General features: G+C 72.1%; 19 protein-coding genes and 1 tRNA gene. 14 read left to right on the top strand and 6 right to left on the bottom strand.

Annotation, left to right across the window (positions count from 1 at the left end):
* Positions 1-60: 60 nt before the first annotated feature.
* From ACN9MS_RS11115 to ACN9MS_RS11105, 3 genes are all read left to right on the top strand, one after another.
* Positions 61-432 carry an iron chaperone gene (locus tag ACN9MS_RS11115; protein WP_426308686.1) on the top strand — a complete coding sequence of 124 codons (372 nt, stop codon included), beginning with the start codon at positions 61-63 and terminating at the stop codon, positions 430-432.
* Positions 433-515: 83 nt separating this feature from the next.
* Positions 516-2,051 (top strand): ribosome biogenesis GTPase Der, encoded by a 1,536-nt coding sequence (der, locus tag ACN9MS_RS11110; RefSeq protein WP_426308685.1) that lies wholly within the window; start codon positions 516-518, stop codon positions 2,049-2,051.
* Entirely contained in the window at positions 2,048-3,145 is a 1,098-nt protein-coding gene (locus tag ACN9MS_RS11105) for a hypothetical protein (protein WP_426308684.1), read from the top strand. The genes der and ACN9MS_RS11105 overlap by 4 nt, the downstream gene beginning before the upstream one ends.
* Here ACN9MS_RS11105 and ACN9MS_RS11100 read toward each other — a convergent pair.
* Together ACN9MS_RS11100 and ACN9MS_RS11095 are read right to left on the bottom strand one after the other, a co-directional pair.
* Positions 3,129-3,692 carry an NADPH-dependent FMN reductase gene (locus ACN9MS_RS11100; RefSeq protein ID WP_141388380.1) on the bottom strand — a complete coding sequence of 188 codons (564 nt, stop codon included), beginning with the start codon at positions 3,690-3,692 and terminating at the stop codon, positions 3,129-3,131. The two genes, ACN9MS_RS11105 and ACN9MS_RS11100, sit on opposite strands and share 17 nt — an antisense overlap.
* Entirely contained in the window at positions 3,689-4,321 is a 633-nt protein-coding gene (locus ACN9MS_RS11095; RefSeq protein ID WP_141388378.1) for a YczE/YyaS/YitT family protein, read from the bottom strand. Before ACN9MS_RS11095 ends, ACN9MS_RS11100 begins: the two co-directional genes overlap by 4 nt.
* Before the next feature lie 57 nt (positions 4,322-4,378).
* Here ACN9MS_RS11095 and ACN9MS_RS11090 point away from each other — a divergent pair, with 57 nt between their 5' ends.
* A complete protein-coding gene (locus tag ACN9MS_RS11090; protein ID WP_426308683.1) occupies positions 4,379-4,849 on the top strand; it encodes a MarR family winged helix-turn-helix transcriptional regulator in 471 nt (156 codons plus the stop codon).
* Positions 4,850-5,179: 330 nt separating this feature from the next.
* Here the strand turns inward: ACN9MS_RS11090 and ACN9MS_RS11085 are convergent, their stop codons facing one another.
* The 3 genes from ACN9MS_RS11085 to ACN9MS_RS11075 form a co-directional block, all read right to left on the bottom strand.
* Positions 5,180-7,030 carry an amidase family protein gene (locus tag ACN9MS_RS11085; protein WP_426308682.1) on the bottom strand — a complete coding sequence of 617 codons (1,851 nt, stop codon included), beginning with the start codon at positions 7,028-7,030 and terminating at the stop codon, positions 5,180-5,182.
* A gap of 71 nt (positions 7,031-7,101) precedes the next feature.
* Positions 7,102-7,848 (bottom strand): cohesin domain-containing protein, encoded by a 747-nt coding sequence (locus tag ACN9MS_RS11080; RefSeq protein ID WP_426308681.1) that lies wholly within the window; start codon positions 7,846-7,848, stop codon positions 7,102-7,104.
* A gap of 213 nt (positions 7,849-8,061) precedes the next feature.
* The gene (locus ACN9MS_RS11075) at positions 8,062-9,579 is read right to left on the bottom strand and encodes an MFS transporter (RefSeq protein ID WP_426311880.1); all 1,518 of its coding nucleotides are present in this window, start codon (positions 9,577-9,579) and stop codon (positions 8,062-8,064) included.
* Between the two features lie 191 nt (positions 9,580-9,770).
* On the opposite strand from ACN9MS_RS11075, the gene ACN9MS_RS11070 reads away from it, so the two are divergent.
* The 4 genes from ACN9MS_RS11070 (at position 9,771) to ACN9MS_RS11055 (ending at position 13,279) form a co-directional block, all read left to right on the top strand.
* Positions 9,771-10,607: an alpha/beta fold hydrolase gene (locus tag ACN9MS_RS11070; RefSeq protein WP_426308680.1), complete on the top strand. Its 837-nt coding sequence runs from the start codon at positions 9,771-9,773 to the stop codon at positions 10,605-10,607.
* Positions 10,608-10,645: 38 nt separating this feature from the next.
* Positions 10,646-11,746, top strand: a complete 1,101-nt coding sequence (locus ACN9MS_RS11065; RefSeq protein ID WP_426308679.1) for a DNA glycosylase AlkZ-like family protein — start codon at positions 10,646-10,648, stop codon at positions 11,744-11,746.
* Between the two features lie 26 nt (positions 11,747-11,772).
* The gene (locus ACN9MS_RS11060; protein WP_426308678.1) at positions 11,773-12,387 is read left to right on the top strand and encodes a putative immunity protein; all 615 of its coding nucleotides are present in this window, start codon (positions 11,773-11,775) and stop codon (positions 12,385-12,387) included.
* A 109-nt stretch (positions 12,388-12,496) separates the two neighbouring features.
* Positions 12,497-13,279, top strand: coding sequence for a DUF899 family protein (locus tag ACN9MS_RS11055; protein ID WP_426308677.1), 783 nt, complete (start codon positions 12,497-12,499; stop codon positions 13,277-13,279).
* 16 nt (positions 13,280-13,295) lie between these two features.
* Here the strand turns inward: ACN9MS_RS11055 and ACN9MS_RS11050 are convergent, their stop codons facing one another.
* A complete protein-coding gene (locus ACN9MS_RS11050) occupies positions 13,296-14,483 on the bottom strand; it encodes a Fic family protein (RefSeq protein WP_426308676.1) in 1,188 nt (395 codons plus the stop codon).
* 232 nt (positions 14,484-14,715) lie between these two features.
* Here ACN9MS_RS11050 and ACN9MS_RS11045 point away from each other — a divergent pair, with 232 nt between their 5' ends.
* The 6 genes from ACN9MS_RS11045 (at position 14,716) to ACN9MS_RS11020 (ending at position 21,124) form a co-directional block, all read left to right on the top strand.
* Positions 14,716-15,312 carry a GntR family transcriptional regulator gene (locus ACN9MS_RS11045; protein WP_426308675.1) on the top strand — a complete coding sequence of 199 codons (597 nt, stop codon included), beginning with the start codon at positions 14,716-14,718 and terminating at the stop codon, positions 15,310-15,312.
* Complete coding sequence (locus ACN9MS_RS11040; RefSeq protein WP_426308674.1) at positions 15,309-16,691, top strand: MFS transporter; 1,383 nt, start codon at positions 15,309-15,311, stop codon at positions 16,689-16,691. Before ACN9MS_RS11045 ends, ACN9MS_RS11040 begins: the two co-directional genes overlap by 4 nt.
* Before the next feature lie 69 nt (positions 16,692-16,760).
* Positions 16,761-16,834: transfer RNA gene (locus ACN9MS_RS11035), tRNA-Pro, on the top strand.
* Positions 16,835-17,017: 183 nt separating this feature from the next.
* Positions 17,018-17,275: a helix-turn-helix domain-containing protein gene (locus ACN9MS_RS11030; RefSeq protein ID WP_426308673.1), complete on the top strand. Its 258-nt coding sequence runs from the start codon at positions 17,018-17,020 to the stop codon at positions 17,273-17,275.
* Between the two features lie 79 nt (positions 17,276-17,354).
* Positions 17,355-19,091, top strand: a complete 1,737-nt coding sequence (gene dcm / locus ACN9MS_RS11025) for a DNA (cytosine-5-)-methyltransferase (RefSeq protein WP_426308672.1) — start codon at positions 17,355-17,357, stop codon at positions 19,089-19,091.
* A gap of 125 nt (positions 19,092-19,216) precedes the next feature.
* The gene (locus ACN9MS_RS11020) at positions 19,217-21,124 is read left to right on the top strand and encodes a DUF262 domain-containing protein (RefSeq protein WP_426308671.1); all 1,908 of its coding nucleotides are present in this window, start codon (positions 19,217-19,219) and stop codon (positions 21,122-21,124) included.
* Positions 21,125-21,132 lie beyond the last annotated feature (8 nt).

Genomic DNA, 21,132 nt, shown 5'->3' with positions numbered 1-21,132 from the left:
AGGAGGCCGTGCCGTCGCGAGGTCGTGCACGCCGACCAGCACGTGCGGAGGAGAGAGCGGATGACGGACGCTCCGGGCAAGCCCACGACCGTCGACGAGTACCTCGCGACGCTCGCCCCGGACGCACGCGAGGTCGTCGCGCACCTGCGCGCCGTCGTGCACGACACGGTGCCGGGACTCGACGAGCGCATCAGCTACGGGATCCCGACGTTCACGCGCGACGGCCGGTACGTCGTCTACCTCGCGGGCTGGGCGCACCACGTCTCCCTGTACCCCGTCCCGGAGGTCGACGACGAGCTCGCGCGCCGCATCGCGCGCTACCAGGACGGCAAGGGCACGCTGCGCTTCCCGCTCGCCGAGCCCGTGCCCGACGACGTCGTGCGGGCCGTCGTCGAGCGCCTGGCCGGGCGACGGGACGGCGCTGCGGACTGACCTGGGAGGCTCCGCGAGGACGCGCGCGCCGCGCCGAGGCGGCCGGTTCGGAGCCCGGCCCGCGGCCTGGGAGAATGGATGCCATGACCACACCCGACCCCGCCCAGCCCGGCACGCCCGGACAGATCGACGACGCCGGGCAGGCCGCGGAGCCCCTGGCACCCGCGGACCTCGCGGACTCGGCGGACGACGCGGCGCGCGAGCGCGCGCTGCGCGCCGGCCTCGAGGACTACGAGCTCGAGGACACCGACCTCGTCCTCCTCGACGCCGACGGCGAGGTGATCGAGGGCTACGAGCCCGAGGCGCCCCTGCCGGTGCTCGCCGTGGTCGGCCGCCCGAACGTCGGCAAGTCGACGCTCGTCAACCGCATCATCGGTCGTCGCGAGGCGGTCGTCGAGGACAAGCCGGGCGTCACGCGCGACCGCGTCAGCTACCCCGCGGAGTGGGCCGGGCGCCGGTTCACGCTCGTGGACACCGGCGGCTGGGAGGTCGACGTCGCGGGCATCGAGTCGAAGGTCGCCGAGCAGGCCGAGGTCGCGATCTCGCTCGCGGACGCCGTGCTGTTCGTCGTCGACGCGACGGTGGGCGCCACGTCCACGGACGAGCGCGTCGTGCGCCTGCTGCGCGAGTCCGGCAAGCCGGTCGTGCTGTGCGCCAACAAGGTCGACGGGCAGTCGGGCGAGGCGGACGCGTCGTACCTGTGGAGCCTGGGGCTCGGCGAGCCGTACCCGGTGTCCGCGCTGCACGGCCGCGGGACCGGCGACCTGCTCGACGCCGCCATGGCCGCCCTGCCGACCGAGTCCGCGCACGGCGAGGTGCGGCCCACGGGCCCGCGTCGCGTCGCGCTCATCGGGCGGCCCAACGTCGGCAAGTCGTCGCTGCTCAACAAGATCGCCGGCGCCGACCGCGTCGTCGTCGACGAGACGGCCGGAACCACGCGCGACCCCGTCGACGAGCTCGTGACCATCAAGGACGTGCCCTACGTCCTCGTCGACACCGCCGGCATCCGGCGCCGCGTGCACCAGACCAAGGGGGCCGACTTCTACGCCTCGCTGCGCACGCAGGCTGCGATCGAGAAGGCGGAGCTCGCGGTCGTGCTCGTCGACGCGTCGGTACCGCTCACGGAGCAGGACACGCGCGTCATCTCGCAGGTCGTCGACGCCGGCCGCGCCCTCGTCATCGCCTACAACAAGTGGGACCTCATGGACGAGGACCGTCGCCCGTTCCTCGAGCGCGAGATCGAGAAGGACCTGGTCCAGGTGCAGTGGGCGCCGCGCGTCAACGTCTCCGCGCGCACCGGCTGGCACACCGACCGGCTCGTGCCCGCGATCCAGCGCTCGCTCGAGTCGTGGGACACGCGCATCCCGACCGGGCGCCTCAACGCGTTCCTCGGCGAGCTCGTCGCCGCCCACCCGCACCCGTTGCGCGGCGGCAAGCAGCCCCGCATCCTCTTCGCGACCCAGGCGTCCACGCGGCCGCCGCGGTTCGTGATCTTCGCGACCGGCTTCCTCGAGGCCGGGTACCGCCGGTTCATCGAGCGCCGCCTGCGCGAGACGTTCGGGTTCGAGGGCACGCCCATCGAGATCAGCGTGCGCGTGCGGGAGAAGCGCAAGCGGTGAGCGACGGCGCGGCCCACGTCCCCGCGGGGGTCACCCGGCGGGGACGCGCGCTGCGCCTGGGCGTCGCGCGCGACACCGCCGCGACGCGCCACCTCGTGACGTTCCTCGTCGTGACGGTCGCGACCGTGCTCGTCACGCGCTTCCTCCTCGCCGCGTCGGGGTACCCGCAGGTGGGCGGGGGAGACCTGCACGTCGCGCACGTGCTCTGGGGCGGGCTCGGGATGGCGCTCGCGGTCGTCGTGCTGCTGTCGTTCGTCGGCCCGGCGCTGCGGTCGCTCGGGGCGGTGCTCGGCGGCGTGGGCTTCGGGCTGTTCGTCGACGAGATCGGCAAGTTCGTCACGGCGGACAACGACTACTTCTACCAGCCGACCGCGGCGCTCATCTACGCGACGGTCGTGGTCCTCGTGCTCGTGGTCGAGGCGTTGCACGGGCGGCGCCGCCACCACCCGGCCGAGTACCTCGCGGTCGCCACGGACCGCGCGGTTGCCGGCGTCGCGGGCGGGTTCACCGACGATGCGCGCGAGGAGGCCCGGGCGCTCGCCGCGCTGGGCCGGGGCGAGCACGGGGCGGACGAGGTCGTGGCGCTCGTCGAGGCGGTGCCGCGCGACGACGTCGACGTCCCCGACCCCGTTCGCGCCCTCGTGCGCCGCGCGTCGTCCTGGTTCGCGGCGGCGCTCGAGCGGCGCTGGGCGGCGGTCGTGGTCGTGGTCCTCGTGCTGGGGACCGCGCTCGGGTCGCTGCTGGCCGGCATCCGCGTGCTCGTTCGCGACATCGACGTGCCGACGTGGGTCGGGGCGGGGATCGTCCTGGGCGTCGCGGGCACGGTCGGGTGCGTCGTGGCGGGCGTGGTCGTGGCGCGGGGCGGGCGTCCCGACGCACGGCGCGCGAGCGCCGTCTGGCTCCGGCGCGGCGTGCTCGTCTCGCTGCTCCTCACCCAGCTCTTGGTGTTCCGGGCGCTGCAGTGGGTCGGCGTCGCCGGGCTGCTGGTCGACCTGCTCGTGCTCGCCGCGCTCGGGGCCGCCCTGGGCGGGGACGACGAGCGTCGCCGGACACCGAGGGCTCGTCCGCGGTCAGGCGTCACGCGGCGGAAGTGACCGGTCGCAGGAGGCTCGCGAGCCGGCGGACCTCGTCGAGCGTCCGCCCGGCGGCCCGGGCGAGGGCGCCGTCGTCCTGAAGTCGGCCGTCGTCGTCGAGCCAGCGGCGCAGGTGCACGGTGACGGCGCTCGCGACGGGGACCATGCCGAGCGCGACGACGACCGGCGTGATCGCCTCGACCGCGCGCATGCCGCCCGACGACATCCCGTAGGAGACGAAGCCGACCGGCTTGTCGCGCCACTCGTCGGCGAGGTAGTCCAGCGCGTTCTTCAGCGGGGCGGTGTACCCGCGGTTGTACTCCGGCATGACGAGGACGACGGCGTCCGCGGCGTCGACGCGCGCGCTCCACGCGAGCGTGTGGGCGTGCACGTAGCCGCCCGAGTGCGCGTCGACGGGCTCGTCGAGGAACGGCAGGGCGATCTGGGCGAGGTCGGCGACGTCGACCTCGAGGTCCGGGTCGGCGGGCACCTGGGCGAGGAACCAGTCGGCGACGGCGGGACCGACGCGGGTCGGGCGGGTGCTGGCGACGACGACGAGCAGCTTCACGAGGGGTCTCCTGAGGTGGTGGGGACGGTGTCGGGGCGGTCCGCGGGCCGCGGCGCCGTGACGGTGAACAGAGCGAGGAAGGGCTGGACGAGCGGCCCGACCGCGAGCGCGTAGAGGATCGTGCCCACGCCGACGGTGCCGCCGAGCGCGAGGCCGACGGCGAGGACCGCGAGCTCGATCCCGAGGCGCGACCAGCGCAGGGACCAGCCGCGCGCCGCGAGACCGGTCATGATCCCGTCGCGGGGCCCGGGCCCGTACCCGGCCCCGATGTAGAGCCCGGAGGCCGCGGCGTTGAGCACGACGCCTGCGACGAGCAGGGCGACGCGCCCGGGGAGCGCCTCGACCGTCGGGAGGACCGCGAGCGTGAGGTCGACGAACGCGCCGACGAGGACCACGTTGGCGACCGTGCCGAGACCGGGGCGCTGGCGCAGCGGGATCCAGAGCGCGAGCACGACGACGCTGGCCAGGATCACGACGACGCCGAGCGGGAGGCCGGACGCGCGGGCCACGCCCTGGTGCAGCACGTCCCACGGGAACAGCCCGAGGTCGGCGCGGACCAGCAGCGCGATGCTGGCGCCGAAGAGCGCGAGGCCCAGGACGAGCTGGCCGAGGCGGCGAGTCGTTGACATGTCATCGATGCAACCACGGGACTCGATGACATGTCAACGATGTGCGAGGATGGGCTCATGAGCGACGTGTCCGAGCCCCGCTGGCTCTCGCCCGACGAGGAGCGCGCGTGGCGCGCCTACCGCCGCATGCAGACCGTCCTGCCCGTCGCGCTCGCGCGCGACCTCGCACGGGACTCCGGGCTGTCCGACCCTGACTACGACGTGCTGTCGACGCTGTCCGAGCAACCGGGGCACCGGTGGCAGCTCCGCGACCTGGCCGCCCGCATGCTCTGGTCGCGCAGCCGGCTCTCGCACCACCTCGCGCGGATGGAGACGCGCGGGCTCGTCACGCGCGAGCCCGACCCCGACGACGGTCGAAACGCCGTCGTCGTGCTCACCGACCACGGCTTCGCGACGCTCCAGGCCGCCGCGCCCGCGCACGTCGAGTCCGTGCGCCGCCACCTGGTCGACCTCGCCACGCCTGACGAGCTCGCGGCGCTCGCAGCGCTCGCCGAGCGGGTCGTCGCGGAGGTGGGTGACCTCTCGTAGACGAGGCGCCCGGGGTGGTCGAGCCAGCGTGGGCGCGCAGGGGTCGGGATGGGACGAGATGCGGGCGAGGGCCCGTGCGTGTCCCGGGTCATCGAGTAAGGAGAGAGCACGTGGTGGAGATCGTGATCGGGGTCCGCGACTCGCAGCGCATCGACGGGACCCTGGACAACACCGGCGCCACCGAACGTGTCGGCAGTACGTACCTCGACGAGGAGCGGTAGCCGGGCCTCGATCGGCGCGTCACCCCGAGGCCCTCGCTTGCCGACGCATCGACGACGGCGGCCGGCCCGCGCGAGGGGCCGACCGCCGTCGGGCAGGGAGGGCGCCTGCTCAGCCCAGCGGGCCGTAGAGCGCCGGGGAGGTCCGTGCCTGCGTCGCCTGTTCGAGCGCGAACGCGAGGCCGAGCAGCGGGCCCTCCGCGAAGTCGCGGCCCAGGAGCTCGAGGTTGACGCCGCCGCCCGTGACGGTCGCGTCGGCCGCCGTCGCCTGGCCGATCGGCACCGTCACGGCGGGGAGGCCCGTGTTGGGGCTGAGCCGCAGGTTGGTGCCGATGGTCCCGTACGGGTTCGCGCTGGGGTAGACGAGCGCGTCGAGGTCGGCGTCGTCGAGCATCGCGGTGACGAGCTGCTTGCCCTCGGCGAGCACCTTCGTGTGCGTGCCCGCGGGGCCGGCCCACGCCTGGTACGTCTCCGGGGTGACGGTGTCGCGCGACACGTAGGTGCTGCGCCGCGACGGGACGTACCGCCCGGACTCGACGATGCCGGCCAGGGACCGGGCCTCGACGTCGGGCGAGAGGTGGTTCGCGACGTACTCGTCCAGGTCGTGCTTGAACTCGTTCGTCGAGCCCGACCCCTCGCTGAGCACGCTCGCGAACCCGTTCGGGAGGACCGGCGACCAGGTCGTGGGCGGCGTCACCTCGACCACGGTGGCGCCGAGCGACTCCAGCGTGGCCCGCGCCTGCGCCCAGAGGCGCAGGGTCGTCGCGTTGCTCCCCAGCATGGACGGCACGTACCCGATGCGGGCGCCGTCGAGCGCGTCCGCGTCCAGGTACTGCGTGTACGAGGCGGGGACCGCGCCCTCCTGGCGCGACGTCACGGGGTCCGCCGGGTCGACGCCCACGACCGCGTCGAGCGCGACGGCCGCGTCGAGGACGCTGCGGGCCATCGGCCCGCCCGTGTCCTGGCTCAGCGCGAGCGGGATGATCCCGTCCCGGCTCGCGAGGCCCACGGTCGGGCGCACGCCCACGAGCTGGTTGTACGACGACGGCACGCGGATCGAGCCGCCCGTGTCCGTGCCGAACCCGAGCCCTGCGAGGTTGGCGGCGATCGCCGCGCCCGTGCCGCCGCTCGACCCGCCGGCCGTGCGGCTCGTGACGTACGGGCTCGCGACGAGCGTGCTCGTCCCCGCGTCCTGGTACGAGGAGAACTCGGACACGAAGCCGAACGCGAACTCGTCGAGGCTCGCCTTGGCCAGGACCACGGCCCCGTCGGCGCGCAGCCCCTCGACCATCGTCGCGTCCGTGGCGGTCTGGTTGCCGTCCCAGCACCCGCAGCCGCCGGTCGTGGGCATGTCCTTCGTGTCGTAGTTGTCCTTGACGGCGACGGGCACGCCGAGGAGCAGGCTCGTCATGCCGTCCGCGGTCCGTGCCGCGTCCGCGCGCGCAGCGGCCTCGAGCGCGACGTCGCTCGTCGTGATGATCGAGTGCAGGGGTCGCCCGCCCGCGCCCGTGTCGACGAGCGTCGTGTCGTAGGCCGCGATGCGGTCCAGGTACTCCTGGGTGATCGCGACCGACGAGGTGACCCCGGCGTTCATCGCCGCCTGCATGTCGAGCACCGAGGCCTCGACGAGCTCGAACGGCCCGTCGTCGTAGATCATCCGCTGGGAGACGGCCGCGAGGTCCGCGACGGTGATCGTGCCGTCGCGGTCCGTGTCGGCCGCCGCGACGTCGTCCCACGCGGCGTCGTCGACCGTCGCGCCGAGCGCCGCGGTGACGACGTCGAGGTCGGCGACGGTCACCTGGTCGTCGCCCGTGAGGTCGAGCTCGGTCCAGTACGGCGCGAGGAACGGCGCCGTGGCGGGTGCCGCCGTCGCGGCGGGAGCGGCGGCGACGGCGAGCACGAGGCCGGTGGCGGTGAGCGCGGCGAGCCCGCCCGCTGCGGCTCGCCGGTGGGTGGTGGGCACGGGCTGCTCCTTCGTGGTGGTGGGCCGTCGTGGTGCGCGGACGGCGGGTGAGCCGGGCGTCGGGTCGTGGCTCATCGGGAGACCACCGCCCGACGACGCGCCCAGAGGATCCCGACGCCCACCATCACGGCGAGGAGCGCGGCGCCCGCGAACCAGGCGACGCTGACGCCCGTCGAGGCGAGCGCGCCCGAGCCGGCCGAGGTCGACGGCGAGTCGGACGCGTCGTCGGCCCCGGGGGCGGTCGTGCCGTCACCGGTCGGCGGCGCGGAGGTCGCGCCGTCCGTCGGGTCTTCGGTGGGTGGTGCCGTCACGACGGCCGTGACGGTCGTCGTGGCGGACGCGGCGTCGGTGAGCGACGCCGTCGCGGCGTCGGCGCCGACGAGGGTGGCCGTGGGGACGGCGAACGGGGCGACGCCGTCGGCCACGGCGGTGAACGTGAGCGTGGTGAGCGTGACGTCGCCCTCGAGGCCGGGGGACGTGCCGAGCCGCGTGTGCGCGACGGCGACGGTCCCGGACCCGTCGTCGGCCACGTCGGAGAACCCGCCGTCGGGCGTGACGGCGGAGTCCTCGACGAGCTCGACGAGGTCGGGGTCGTAGGAGACCGCCAGGTCGTAGGCGTAGAGGTCGACGGCACCCGTCGCGGCGACGGTCACCGTGATCGGGGCGCCGACCTCGACGCTCGACGGCGCGTCGACGGTCACGGCGGAGACGGACGGCGCGGCGTGCGCCGGGGCGGTGAGGGCGGTCGCGGCGACCGCCAGGCCGCCGACGAGCGCGGCGCGCCGGCCGAGCCGTCGGCGCGAAGGGGAGGGGGTCATGGAGGAGCTGGTCCTTCCTCGGGCGCGCGCCGACTGCGCGCACGACCGCGGTGGTGGTGGAGCCCCCTGCCGCGACCGATGCTCACAAAGGCCTGTTTCCCCGGCGTTTCACGACGGTTAGCGCGAGCAACGAAGGGTGTCTCGGTCCGGTCACGGACGCTCCGGGGCGACGCGCCCCGGCGGTGCGCCGTCGTCGGGCGTCGTCCGGGAGGATCAGCCGAGGGCCGGGGGCGCGTCCTCGCGCACCTCGGGATCGGGGATCCGTCGCATGCGCAGCGCGGCGACCACGCCGAGCAGTCCCGCGACGAGCGGGACGAGGAGCGCGACCTGGAGCGCGCGGGCCCGGACGTCGTCGTTGATGCGCAGGATCTCGTCCTGCACCTCGGGCGGCTCGTCGGCGAGCAGCTCGACGAGCTGGGCGTCGCTCATGATCTCGGCGTCGTCCTCGAGCACCGCGGCGACCTGAGCCTTGTCGTCCGGGGGCAGGACGGTGCTCGACTCGGCCTGCGCGGTGAAGCCCGTGGCGAGCGACGCGAGCATCACCGCGCCGGCGACCGCGAGGCCGAGCGAGAGGCCGAACGACCCCGCTGCCGAGCTGACGCCCGCGGCCTCGCTCGCGCGCTCCTCGGGGACGGGGGAGAGCGTGTAGGCGTTGAGCTGCGACACGAGCAGTCCGAGCCCGGCGCCCGCGACGACGAGGGGTAGAGCCAGCCACCAGCCCGACGTCGCGCGCGGCACCACCAGTACCGCTGCCGCGATCCCGAGGACGAGCAGCACGAACCCCGCGAGCACGCGCGTGGCCGGTCGACGTCGTCCGGGGCGCTTGCCCGCGACGAGCGCGGCGGCGAACATCGTCAGCGACAGGGGGGCGAGCGAGAGGCCGGCCAGGAGCGCGTCGTAGCCGAGCGCCATCTGGAGGAAGATCGGCAGCGCGATCATCGCGCCGCCGAGCGCGACCTGTTGCAGGAGCTGCTGCGAGACGCCGATGCGGAAGGCGGGGGAGCGGAACAGGCCCGGGTCGACGAGCGTCGTCCGGCCCGCCCGGGCACGCCGCACGAGCCAGGCCGCGAGACCCACGAGCCCCGCAGCGCCGACGACGACGAGCGCTCCGACGGCCTCGCCGCCCTCCTGCCACACGAGGACGCCGAGGACGATGCCGCCCATCCCGACGACCGACAAGATCGTCCCCACGACGTCCACCGTGCGGTCGCCGGTGTACGGGACGTCGCGCACGAGCCGCACGCCCAGGAGCACCACGAGGATCACGACGGCCTCGAGCCCGAAGGCCACGCGCCACGACAGCGTCGTGGTGATGACGCCGCCGAGCAGCGGCCCCACCGCCGCCGCGATCGACGCCGCGGCCCCCACGAGCGCGTAGGCGGACTTGCGCGCGGCGCCGTCGAAGTTGCCGTGCACGAGCGACTGCATGGCCGGGAGCAGCAGCGCGGCGCCCAGGCCGCCGATGACCGACCAGAAGATCACGACCGCCACGAGGCTCTGCGCGAGCGTCATCGCGATCGCGCCCGCCCCGTAGGCGAGCAGGCCGACGACGTACGCGCGGCGCCGACCGACGAGGTCGCCCACCTTGCTGCCCACGAGGATGAACGACGCGGACACGAGCGCCTCGAGCGCGATCGCCGTCTGGACGCCGCTCACGGTCGTGTCGAGGTCGCGCACGACCGCCGAGATCGACACGTTCATGAACGACGTGTCGACGACGAGGACGAACATCGCCGCTGCGAGGAGCAGCGCGAGGCGCCGGGCGGCCGCGGTCGGCCGGCCGGCGGTGTTCTCGGTGCTCTGCTCCACGTCGACCCCCGTCCGCCGTCCATGCTCACGGGCCGCGCGGCACCCGCGCCTCACCCGTCGGGGGTGCTCCCGCTGCCCGGGCGCGGCGACGCGCGCGATGCCACCATCGGCCTATGGCTGCTGACGGGTGGCGCTCGCGCCACGTCGATGTGGAGGGGCACGACGTGTTCGTGCGGATCGGGCCGGACGTGCCGGGCGCCGTCCCGATCGTGCACGTGCACGGCTTCGCGGTCTCCGGCACGTACCTGCTCCCGACCGCGGAGCGCCTCGCCCACCGCGCGACCGCCGTCGTGCCCGACCTGCCCGGCTACGGGCGCAGCGAGCGGTGGGGGCACACCCTCGGGATCCCCTCGCTCGCCTGGGCGCTGCTCTCTCTGCTCGACGCGCTCGAGCTCGAGCGGGTGGTCCTCGTGGGCAACTCGATGGGAGGCCCGATCAGCCTCGAGCTCGCGCACTCCGCACCGGATCGCGTCGCGGGCGTCGTCCTCGCCTCGCCCGCGGGCGGCGTGCACAACCAGCCGTTCGCGCGCGCCCTCACCCAGCTCGCGCGCGACGCCGGCCGCGAGAGCCCGCGCATGGCGCGTATCGCCGTGCCCGACTACGCGCGCTTCGGCGCCGTCAACGCGCTCCACCTGTTCGCCGAGCTGGTCCGGTTCCCGTCTCTCGAGCGTGTGCTCCGCGTCCCGGTCCCGACGCTCGCCGTGATCGGCACGCGCGACCCGCTCATGCCGCCGCCGCGTCGGGTGCACGAGGTCGGTGCGCTCGCGCCCCCGCACGTGACGATCGTCGCGATCGACGGCGCCGCCCACGCCATGAACTTCAGCCACCCCGGGGAGCTCGCCCACGTCATCGAGTCCTGGCTCGACGGGCGCGAGATCACCGACGACCCCGACCAGCCGGGCGTCTCCCGCGTGCTCCAGATCGCCCAGGGCTCCGGCCCCGTGGTCTGACCGGCGCGGGTGTCGGCGCCCGGGGCTAGCCTGCGGACGTGGCCATCACCTGGGCGCAGGCCCTCGCCTGGCGCGCGCGGCAGCACCTGCTCGACCCGGTCGGGGACGACCCGGTCGAGGGGGTCGTCGGGCGGCTGGGCGCCGTCCCGGCGGCCTCCGACGACGTGGCCGAGCTCGCGATCCGCGTCCGGCAGCGCGCGTCCGAGGCGGGCGACGTCGGGCGGGCGCTCGCGGACGGGCGCCTCGTGCGCACGTACGCGTTCCGCGGGGCGACGCACCTCGTGACGCCCGAGGACGGCGGTGCGTACCTGGCGCTGCGCCGGGCGGGCCGCATGTGGGAGCGCGCGAGCTGGCGGGAGTACTACCGGCTCGAGCCCGAGGACTGGCCCGACCTGCGCGCCGTCGTGCGCGACGCGCTCGCCGACGGCCCGCTCACGCGGTCCGCGCTCGGCGACGCCGTCGCGGCGCACGCGCGGTTCGCGCACCTGCGGCCGTCGTTCGGCGACGGGACGGACACGCTGCTCAAGCCGCTCACGTGGTTCGGCGACATGAGCTTCGCGCCCGCGCGCGACGGGCGCACGACGTTCCAGCGCCTCGACACCAACCCGCGCTGGGTCGACTGGCCCGACCTCGACGCCGCGGGCCGGCACGCGGTCCTCGCGTACCTCGGCGCGTACGGCCCCGCGACGCCCGACCACGTGCACTACTGGCTCGGGCAGGGCCTGGGCGCGGGCCGCGCCCGGCTGAACCGGTGGCTGGCGGAGCTGCGCGACGACGCGCTCGGGGAGGTCGACGTCGAAGGTGCCCGCGCGCTCGTGCTCCGCGAGCACGTCGACGAGCTCCTCGGCGCGCGAGCGTCGGAGGCGGTGCGGCTCCTTCCCGCGCACGACCAGTGGGTGCTCGGCCCCGGCACCGCGGACCCGCGCGTCGTGCCACCGGCGCACCGCGGCGTGGTGAGCCGCGGGGCGACCGTCGTCACCGCGGGCGGGGTCGTCGCGGGGACGTGGGCGCTCGCGGGCGAGGAGGTGCGCGTCGCGTGGTTCGACGGCGGTCGCGCGCAGGACGACGCGCTCGCCGCGGCGGTCGCACGGCTGGCTAGTGTGCTCGGGCGGGACCTGCGGCCCGTGACGGACGGTTGAACGGGGAGCGGCGGAGGGAGCGGCGGGTGGCGACGACCGGCGGGATCGAACTGAGCACCGACGACCTGCGGGAGGTCGCCGGGTACGCGGCCCGGTGCGCGGAGCAGGCGCTGGAGATCGTCGAGGCGGTGCGGCCGGACGACGCCCGGCCCCGCGAGGCGATCGAGGCGGCGTGGGCCTTCGCCCGTGGCGGCACGCGCGGCAAGACCTTGCGGGACACCGCGTGGGCGGCGCTCCGGGCGGCCAAGGAGGCGGAGCAGCCGGCCGCCGCCGAGGCCGCGCGAGCCGCGATGGCGGCGGCAGGCGCCGCGTACCTGCACCCGATCGCCGACGCCCACCAGGTGAAGCACATCGTCGGCTCGGCGGCCCACGCGGCGCACGCCGCCCAGCTCGCCGCGGGCGGGGACGAGTCCGCCGCCGTCGCGCGGCTCGCCGTGGCGCTGTCGTTCGCGACACCCGCGCTCGTCGCCGTGCTGCGCCGCTACCCGTCGGCGCCCGGCGGCGGTGGCCGGGTGGGCGAGCTGGTCCGCCTGCTGGACGCGTCACTCCGGGACGGCACCGCGCTGGAGGGCACCGCACCCGGCGGCGGGCCGCGCAGCGCCGTCGACACGGCCGTCGAGGAGACGCGCAGGGATGGGTGAGCCCCGCACCGGGGGCGAGCGCCGATGAGTTCGGCCCGTGCGCCGGGTCGTTGCGGATGACCTCGTCGGGCGGCGTGCGCCGGTCGGCACCGACAACGCGGAGGACCCCATGACGACCACGCCCAACAGCCCGGCCGCCACCCTGCCCGGACGGCCGCCCGTCGTCGACCTCGCCACCTGGCAGGCCGCCCGGGACGAGCTCCTCGTGCGCGAGAAGGCGCACACCCACGAGGGCGACGCCATCGCGGCGGCGCGCCGGCGGCTGCCCATGGTGGAGATCGACGGCGCGGTGGAGGTCGTCGGCCCCGACGGGCCGGTCCCGTTCGTCGACCTCTTCCAGGGGCGCGACGAGCTCGTGGTCTACCAGCACATGTGGCACGACGGCGCCCCGCACCAGGGGCAGTGCGAGGGCTGCACCTGGACGGCGTGGGGCCTGCGGGACGCCGTCTACCTCAACGCGCGCGGTGTCTCGTTCGCCATCCTCACCGTCGGCCGGTGGGAGGAGGTCGCGCCCTACGTGGACTTCATGGGCTACACCCAGCCCTGGTACTCGGTGCGCGGTCTCGACGGGCCGATCGGCGGCGAGATGGGCTACGTGAGCTGCTTCCTCCGCGACGGCGACCGCGTGTTCCTCACGTACCGCACGACGGGTCGCGGCAACGAGCCGACCAGCCCGCACTTCGCCCTGCTCGACATGACCCCCTACGGCCGCAAGGAGGCCTGGGAGGACACGCCCGACGGCTGGCCCGAGGGCGAAGGCGTGTGCTGGTACTGGCGGGCGGACGCCGACGGCGTCGCGGGCTGGGGCCCGACCACCCGGCCTGTGCCGCAGTGGACCCGTCCCGGTGGGACGCCGGAGGAGACGCTGGGCCGGAGCGGGCACCACCACTGAGACGTACCAGGGTCGCTCAGCGGCGCCGGATCCCCTGCGCGAAGACGTCGAGGACGGCGAGGATCCCGTCGTGCTGCCAGACGCGGTTGCGTCGGAGCCCGCTGCGCTCTCGGAGGACCCCTGCGTCGGAGAGCTGGCTCAGCGCTCGCTGCGCGGTGACGTCGCTGAACCCGAGGTGGTTGCGCAGGAACGCCGCGTTGACCACCGGGTGCGCCACGAGGTGCGGCACGACCTTCCAGGCGGAGGCCTGGGGGCGGAGACCTGCGAGCCGTTCGCGCGCTGCAGCCACCTGGGCTGCCAGGTCGTCGACAAGGCGTGCCCCGGCAGTCGCGGCGAACCGGCTCGCGCGGGAGAGCTGCTCCACGATCGGCCAGGCGTCGCCGGCGCGGAATGCGGTGAGCGCGTCGAAGTAGGCGTCGGTGTCGATCAGGAGGCCTGCGGAGACCGGGGCGATGGTGTTCCGCGTGAGGCCCTTGGAGCGGAGCATGGCGTGCACGAGGGCTCGGCCGGTACGACCGTTGCCGTCCGTGAACGGGTGGATCGTCTCGAGCTGTGCGTGGGCGACGGCGGTCTGCACGAGGACGGGGAGGTCTTCCCGACGGACGAAGGCCAGGAGGTCGGCCATCGCGGCGGGGACGAGCTCCGGCTGGGGCCCGACGTGGGTCGCACCCCTCGGGCTGATGCTCGAGGAACCGACCCAGACCAGAGAACGTCGGTAGCGCCCCGCGTGGCCCTCCCATCCGGGCTGTCCGATGAGGAGCTCGCGGTGCATCGTGAGGATCGAGTCCTCGTCGAGCTTGTCGGCAAGGTCGAGCGCGGCCTGCATGGCCCGGACGTTGGCGACGACGGTGCGCGCGTTGGCGCTCGTCGTCTGGTCGATCTCGGCCAGTGCGAGCTGCTTGGCCCCGACCGTCAGGTTCTCGATCTGCGACGAGGAGGCGGACTCGGTGCGGAGCAGGATCGAGGACATCGGACCGAGGGCGGGATTGTCGGGACCCAGCGTGGCGCTGGCGTACGAGTCGAACCGGGCGAGCGCGGCCGCTGCCTCCTCGGCGTCAGCGGACTGCTGCGGTGAGAGCGCGGGGGCATAGTCCGCGATGGTGACCGGTACGGTCGACTCGTAGGCTCCTGAGCCCGCCGCCACCTGCGCGCGCGTCGAGAGCCCGTCGCTCTCAGCCACCCAGTAGTGGCCCTCGGTAGCCACGGGTGTGATGGCGAGCCTTCCCTCTGTGTCCACGGCACCACCTTACTTACAGTTTCGTCGAAACTGTAAGTAGCAAGTGATCTGGACGGTCACTTGAGGGTCGCGCATCGGGTGTGGCGAGGCCCACGCTGTCCGGACACCGCAGGTGTCGATGTCGCGCACCAGATAGATGCATCATGTATCTATGCCTCGAACGACCAGCGGTTCTGCCACCGAGCAGGCGTATCGTCACGTGAAGTCCCTCGTCCTCGACGGGAGTCTGCCCGGCGGGTCCATGACGAGCGAGGGCGAGATCGCCGAGCAGCTCGGCGTGAGCCGCACGCCCGTGCGCGAGGCGTTCCTGCGCCTGGAGGCCGAGGGTCTGCTGCGCCTCTACCCCAAGCGGGGTGCGCTCGTGGTTCCCGTGGCGCCGGGGGAGGCGGACGACGTCCTCGATGCGCGCCTGCTCGTCGAGACGCACGCGGCGCAGAGCGTCGTGCGCCTGCCCGACACCGAACTCGCCACGCTCGTCGCCCTCCTGCGCGACCTCGTCACCGCCCAGGAGGCGGCGGTTGCCGACGGGGACGTCGCGGAGTACGCGACGCTCGACGCGCGGTTCCACCAGGAGATCGTCGCGGCCGGCGGCAACGCGCTGCTCACCACGTTCTCCGTGAGCCTGCGCGAGCGTCAGCAGCGCATGGTCGCGCACAGCGTCCGGTGGGACCCGCGCCGGGCCGCGACGTTCGTCGCCGGGCACCGCGCCCTCGTCGACGCGCTCGAGGTGCGCGACCCCCGAACGTACAAGCGCCGCATCCAGCGCCACCTCGAGGACGCGAGGGCGGGTCTGTGAGCGCCGTGACCTCCGGGTCGACCTCGGTGGCGACCGAGGGTGAGGCCGCCGCGTCCGCTCGCGGGGCGAGTGCCGTCGTCGGGCCGCGGGCGTGGCTCGCCGTCGCCGCGGTGATGTTCGCCGTCGCGTGGGGCGGCAACGAGTTCACGCCGCTGCTCGTCATGTACCGGGAGGTCGGGCACTTCTCGGCGGTGACCGTCGACGCGCTGCTCGCCGCGTACGTGCTCGGCATCGTCCCCGCGCTCCTGCTCGGCGGGCCGCTGTCCGACCGGTACGGGCGCCGACCGCTGCTGCTGCCCGCCGCGCCGATCGCGCTCGTCGGGTCGCTCGTTCTTGCCGCGGGGGAGTCGTCCGCCGCGCTGCTCGCCACGGGCCGCGTGCTGTGCGGCGTCGCGCTCGGGCTCGTCATGGCCGTCGGGACCACGTGGGTCAAGGAGCTGAGCGACGCGGCCGCCCGCACGTCCGGCGACCCGGACGGCGGCTCCGGCGCCCGGCGCGCCGGCCTCGCCCTCACGCTGGGGTTCCTCGTCGGGGCGGGCGTCGCGGCGGTGCTCGCCCAGTGGGCACCCTGGCCGACGCACACGGCCTACCTGCTGCACGGGCTGCTGGCCGTCGCCGCCGGGGTGTGGGTGCTGGGCGTGCCGGAGACACGTGCTCGTGCCGGTTCGTCGGGCAGCGAGCGGGGTCGGCTGCGCGACGACCTGCGCGTGCCGGCCGTCGCGCACCGGCGGTTCCTGCGTGTCGTCGTGCCCGTGGCGCCCTGGGTGTTCGGGTGCGCTGGCAGCGCCTACGCCGTGCTGCCCGGGCTCGTGTCCGCGAGCGCGGGGAGTGCGCCCATCGCGTTCTCCGGGCTCATGACCGTGCTCGGGCTCGGCTGCGGGGTCGGGATCCAGGTGCTCGGCCGCCTCATCGACACCCGGCACAGTGCGCGGGCATCCGTGGTGGCGATGTCGATCGTCGTCGTCGGCATGGGCTTCGGCGCCTACGCGTCGGCGCGGCTCGACCTGCCGACCGCGCTGGTGGCCGCCATGGTGCTCGGCGCGGGGTACGGCCTCGCGCTCGTCGCCGGGCTCAGCGAGGTCCAGCGCATCGCGACGCCCGACGACCTCGCCGGCCTCACGGCCGTGTACTACTCGCTCACGTACGTCGGGTTCTGCGTGCCCGTGGCGCTCGCGGCGCTGTCCGTGCGGTGGACGTACGCGCAGATGTTCCTCGGCGGGCTGGTCATCGCCGCCGTGTGCCTGGCGATCGTCGCGAGCGCGTGGCGAGCCCACCTGCCGACAGGGGAGCGGGACGCCACCTCGGGTGCTGCCGACGAGACCGACGGCACAGCCCCGACCGGGGCAAACGGTGCGTTGGCAGCGTCGCGGATGGGGTAGAGTATCCGAGGCTTCACGGGGCCGGGACACGCGATGATAGTTCGAGTGTTACGCCTGGTGATCCAGCCACGGGCTGTGGCGCAGCTTGGTAGCGCACCTGACTGGGGGTCAGGGGGTCGCAGGTTCAAATCCTGTCAGCCCGACGTATCAGGCCTGGTGAGACTGTGTCTCACCAGGCCTGAGGAGTTTCTGGTAGATGTCAGTTCCCACGAAAACCCCGCGTAAACCCTCGCGGGGCGCCCCTGAGGGGCGTAGGTGCCGACAGCGACACGCATCATCGTGCAGCGCCGCGCAGCAGTTCGGCTCTGCCCGCGCACCTGAGGTGCATGAGCATCAATACGACACCAGCGGGCGGTGGCATGAGCCCGCAGCCGAGCGGCCTGGAGCCGCTGCTGAGCATCGAGACGCTGGCGGAGTACGTCGGCGTCCCGGTCGTGACGATCTACCGCTGGCGCACCGAAGGCAAGGGCCCGTCCCTCTCAGCAGGTCGCCGTGCCGTACCGAGGACCGCTGTTACACGCAAACGACGCAGGCGCGCAGGCGACACTGGGTCTTGCCAGCTTCCCAGGGCGTCGCCTAGCTGATACGTTTGTTCGACTCCCGTTCAGTTGAACCGCAACGTCGGGTGGCACCAGGGCGCGACGAAGATCATCCAGGAGACCAGTGACCGACAAGTTCACGTTCATCGATCTATTCGCTGGCGTCGGAGGCTTCCACGCCGCACTCGCGGATCTTGGCGGCCGATGCGTCTACGCCGCTGAGAAGGATCGATACGCACGGGCCGTGTACGCATCGGCGTGGAGTTCGAGCGGCGATGATCAGTTTCCTATCGCACATGACATCAACGATGACGTGCCCGTAGACACAGGACACACGATTGATGAACTTCTTGAACGCGCGAAAGCCGGGAAGATCACGCTGAAGGACATCCCGGAAGCCTTTGATGTCCTGACTGCGGGATTCCCGTGCCAGACGTTTAGTAAGTCGGGTAAGCAGGAGGGAATCCTGGATCGCGTCCGCGGTACCCTCTTCTACAACATTCTTGTCATCGTCGCGATGCGGCGCCCGAAGGTAGTCTTTCTGGAGAATGTGAAGAACCTGGTCGGACCAACGCACCTGGACACGACATTCAAGACAATCGTTCAGGCACTCTCGGGCCTCGGGTACACCGTGAGCCCGGATCCCACGATCTTCTCTCCGCATATGATCGCTCCCCAGTATGGCGGGGGGCCGCAGAGTCGCGAGCGGGTATACATCCTCGCTGTTCTTAATGAGATCATCCTTAATCGCCAGCCGTTTACTGGTCCAAGCCGTTCCGAGAGATGGTCGATCGACTCCTGGCGGATTGATGAGACACCTCTTCCTGCGCTAGACGGGCTGCCTGCCGTCATCACACAGCAGAGGGCACGCGAGTTGCGCACGGTGGCCCCGCATATTGCTGCGCGAGTCGACCACATCAAGTCGTCGTACATGAGTGACCTCTCGGACTATCGGCTCAATGGCGAGGATAAATGGTTTGAGGTCTATTCACGCCTTGTTGCAAACGTGGTGACACAGAGAAGTAAGAACCGGCGCGGTTCATGGTTTCCGGGGCATCCGATCTGGTTTGACGTCGCCGACAAGAACTGGGTCCAGCGGGAGCGCGCCGACGCTAAGGCGCATGAAACGTCTGGCAAGACACGCGAGTGGAAGGACGAGTTTCTCGACAAGTCTCTGGACTTCATCGCATCCTACGCAGCCCAGCTCAAGGGGCCAGAGGCCGGTGACGTATTAAAGAGGATTCGCGCCCTGCCCAGCAACGCGTGGCGGAAGCTCGAGTGGCAAGCGTCAGACTCGACGTCGCTGGACGATTGCCTCATCCAGCTCCGCCCCTCCGGGGTCCGAGTGAAGAAGGCCACATACATACCGGCTCTCGTGGCGATCAACCAAGCCCCCATCCTTGGAAGGGAGCAGCGGCGCCTGACGCCGTACGAGGCTGGGAGGTTGCAAGGCTTTCCGGACCGGGTGTACGAAGCGATGCTGGCGACCAAACAGCCTGAAGGGCAGTCGTACAAGCAGTTCGGCAACGCGGTACACGTCGGGACAGTCCAGTTCGCCCTCGTCAACTTCCTGTGCCATCACTTTGGGCTGGAGGGAGCGATCGATAGCCAGCACAGCGGCGCGACCCGCGCCCCTGGGCTGGGTGGCCTCCAGAGCCTCGTCGACAGGTGCCGCTCCATCAAGCGCGCATGGCTTGAGGAGGGTTCCGATTCCGAGACTCACGCGACAGTTGCTCCCGCGGGCGCCGATGCAGTCTCTGCCGACGGCACTCGCGACGATCCTGGCGTCGCGCGAGGTGCTGATCGCCTGGTCGGCGTCGGCTCGTCGAGCCGCGACACGGGTCGCGTGACAGGCAGGTAGACCTTGGTACGTGGAATGATGGCCGCGCATGTCCGGGCCAACGACAGCTGACCGTTCTACGTGGTATCTAGGCCGGCGTGAGGGTACCGGGACAGCCTTAGTGGCCGACGTGAGGACGTACTTCGATGACGAACCCGCTAGCAGACGCGCAACTCGACGATGGAGACCTTGACCCCTCGCCTGAGGACTCACGGGCAGAGTTGCAGGGCCGGATTGCCGAGTTGCTTGCGGAGTTGTCCGAGGGCGGAGATGCTCCCGAAGGTGTCAAGACGGGCGCTCCGTTTGTAGCCGAAGATGTCGACTTCGGTTCCGACGCGTGGATGTCACGGCTGTCGGACGTTCAAGACTGGCTGAGCTTCAGCGACGACCTGCGGACGACCGACGCCATGTCATTTGTCTCGAGCGTCGCGACGGCCCTCGGCTTCGAAGAGCCGGGCGAGGGCGTTGAGGTTGTCGGCGATTCGCCCCGTTTGACGGAGCCGGCGCTAGAACGACTGGGCGACCGTGCAGAACTTGCTGCGCGCCTAAGGCAGGCGTTCGTCGCCGAACTCGACGCGGAGGGCAGCAGTCGGGCGTCTGCGACAGCGTCGTGGAGCGAGGCATGGTCCACCGAGGAGGAACTCGCCGAGGAGGTCACGCCGGAGCCGGTGACTGCTCGAGCCGATGTGTGGCCGATCTCCCAGTTGACGAGCAGGAAACTGAGCCTCACGCCGTCGTACCAACGTGGCGACGTGTGGGGGAACACGGACCGCCAAGCATTGATCGAGTCCATACTTCGCGGCATCCCTTTGCCCTCGGTCATCCTCCTTCGCACGGGGGCGGCGACGCCTCATGAGGTCGTCGATGGCAAGCAGCGTCTGACCGCCATCCTGCGCTTCGTCGGAAAACACCCGGTCGCGATCGCGAAGGTTGCCGAGGCAGATAAGCTGCACCCAGAGGCCGGTTTGCGCTCTCTGTTCGATGACAACTACCCGAAGTTCCGCCTGGCTTGGAAGCGCTACATGGGCCAGGCGCTGAACGCGGCGCTGGATGACGAGTACTACTTTCCGTTCAAACTTCGTAAGGATGCGAAGGGCGGGCTGGTGGGGGCAGACCTCGAGCCCCTGCGCGGGAAGTACTTCAGCCAGATCAAAGACAGAATTATCCACGTTGCCGACGAAGAGGTGTCTGTAGAGGACCTATTCGGCGCTGTCGTCGCCTACAAGGTCCCCGTGATCGAGTACACCAGAGCAACGCAGCGGCAGATCCACGAGGTGTTCAAGCTTTACAACAAGCAGGGAATGCACCTGAATGCCGAAGAGATTCGGAACGCGGTCTTTCATGACATCGAGTTGACGCGCGCGATCCTAGTCGCGGCAGGGGACGCGAGCGCTCGGAATAGTCTCGCCGACGTCGCGCCCTCGCTTGCCGGCGTCCCCGGGATTGACCAGCTGGGCAAGACGCTTGCGGACTATGGGTTCGGGGAGGCGCGGTACCGACGGACCAAGGTCCTTGGCTGGATCATCGCAGTGCTCGTCACCAACTCTCAGGGTAAGTTGCTTCCCACAACGGCCCGCCACACGGACAACCTCCTGAGCCAGGTCCAGGACGACGGGTCGCATCCGCTGCGTGACGGCGCCCGCATCGCTGACCTGTTCGGTCTGATTGCGGAAGCCGCGGACCTCCACGCGGCACACGATGAACTTTGGCCCGAGGCATTCAGGGGGGATGGCAAGAGTAGCAAGTGGCAGGACCTCCAGCTCGTCGGCTCCTTGGTCGGTGTCTCGATCGCTATGGCTGGATCGCCTAACGACATCGAGGACAGGATGGAGTCGTCGGCCGAGGCGGTCCGCACGGCGGCTCTCGAGGACTGGAAGCGCCCCGAAAAGACCCAGACGCGAACCCAGTGGGACTATATCGCGAGGGTCGCGCAGGGCGTGGTGGGGAAGCTGGGCGTCGACATTTCCTCTGCATCAGACGAGATCCGAAGGCGGTTCGGCTCCTCAGGTGTTGAGTCGCTTCTCGGCTCCATTCTTCTATCGAAGGACGAGTAGTCGAGTTC

The sequence above is a fragment of the Cellulosimicrobium sp. E-16 genome (genome assembly GCF_049913115.1).
Taxonomy (GTDB): Bacteria; Actinomycetota; Actinomycetes; order Actinomycetales; family Cellulomonadaceae; genus Cellulosimicrobium.
The sequence above is the reverse complement of the archived record's forward strand: the minus strand, read 5'-3'. Positions and strand labels throughout refer to the sequence as shown.

Bases quoted from the DNA above. Each gene is read 5' to 3' on its own strand.
- ACN9MS_RS11055 (WP_426308677.1), top strand. From the start codon at position 12,497: ATGACGACCACGCCCAACAGCCCGGCCGCCACCCTGCCCGGACGGCCG.
- ACN9MS_RS11080 (WP_426308681.1), bottom strand. From the start codon at position 7,848: ATGACCCCCTCCCCTTCGCGCCGACGGCTCGGCCGGCGCGCCGCGCTC.
- ACN9MS_RS11090 (WP_426308683.1), top strand. From the start codon at position 4,379: ATGAGCGACGTGTCCGAGCCCCGCTGGCTCTCGCCCGACGAGGAGCGC.
- ACN9MS_RS11070 (WP_426308680.1), top strand. From the start codon at position 9,771: ATGGCTGCTGACGGGTGGCGCTCGCGCCACGTCGATGTGGAGGGGCAC.
- der (WP_426308685.1), top strand. From the start codon at position 516: ATGACCACACCCGACCCCGCCCAGCCCGGCACGCCCGGACAGATCGAC.
- ACN9MS_RS11095 (WP_141388378.1), bottom strand. From the start codon at position 4,321: ATGTCAACGACTCGCCGCCTCGGCCAGCTCGTCCTGGGCCTCGCGCTC.
- ACN9MS_RS11030 (WP_426308673.1), top strand. From the start codon at position 17,018: ATGAGCATCAATACGACACCAGCGGGCGGTGGCATGAGCCCGCAGCCG.
- ACN9MS_RS11115 (WP_426308686.1), top strand. From the start codon at position 61: ATGACGGACGCTCCGGGCAAGCCCACGACCGTCGACGAGTACCTCGCG.
- ACN9MS_RS11020 (WP_426308671.1), top strand. From the start codon at position 19,217: ATGACGAACCCGCTAGCAGACGCGCAACTCGACGATGGAGACCTTGAC.
- ACN9MS_RS11075 (WP_426311880.1), bottom strand. From the start codon at position 9,579: ATGTTCGTCCTCGTCGTCGACACGTCGTTCATGAACGTGTCGATCTCG.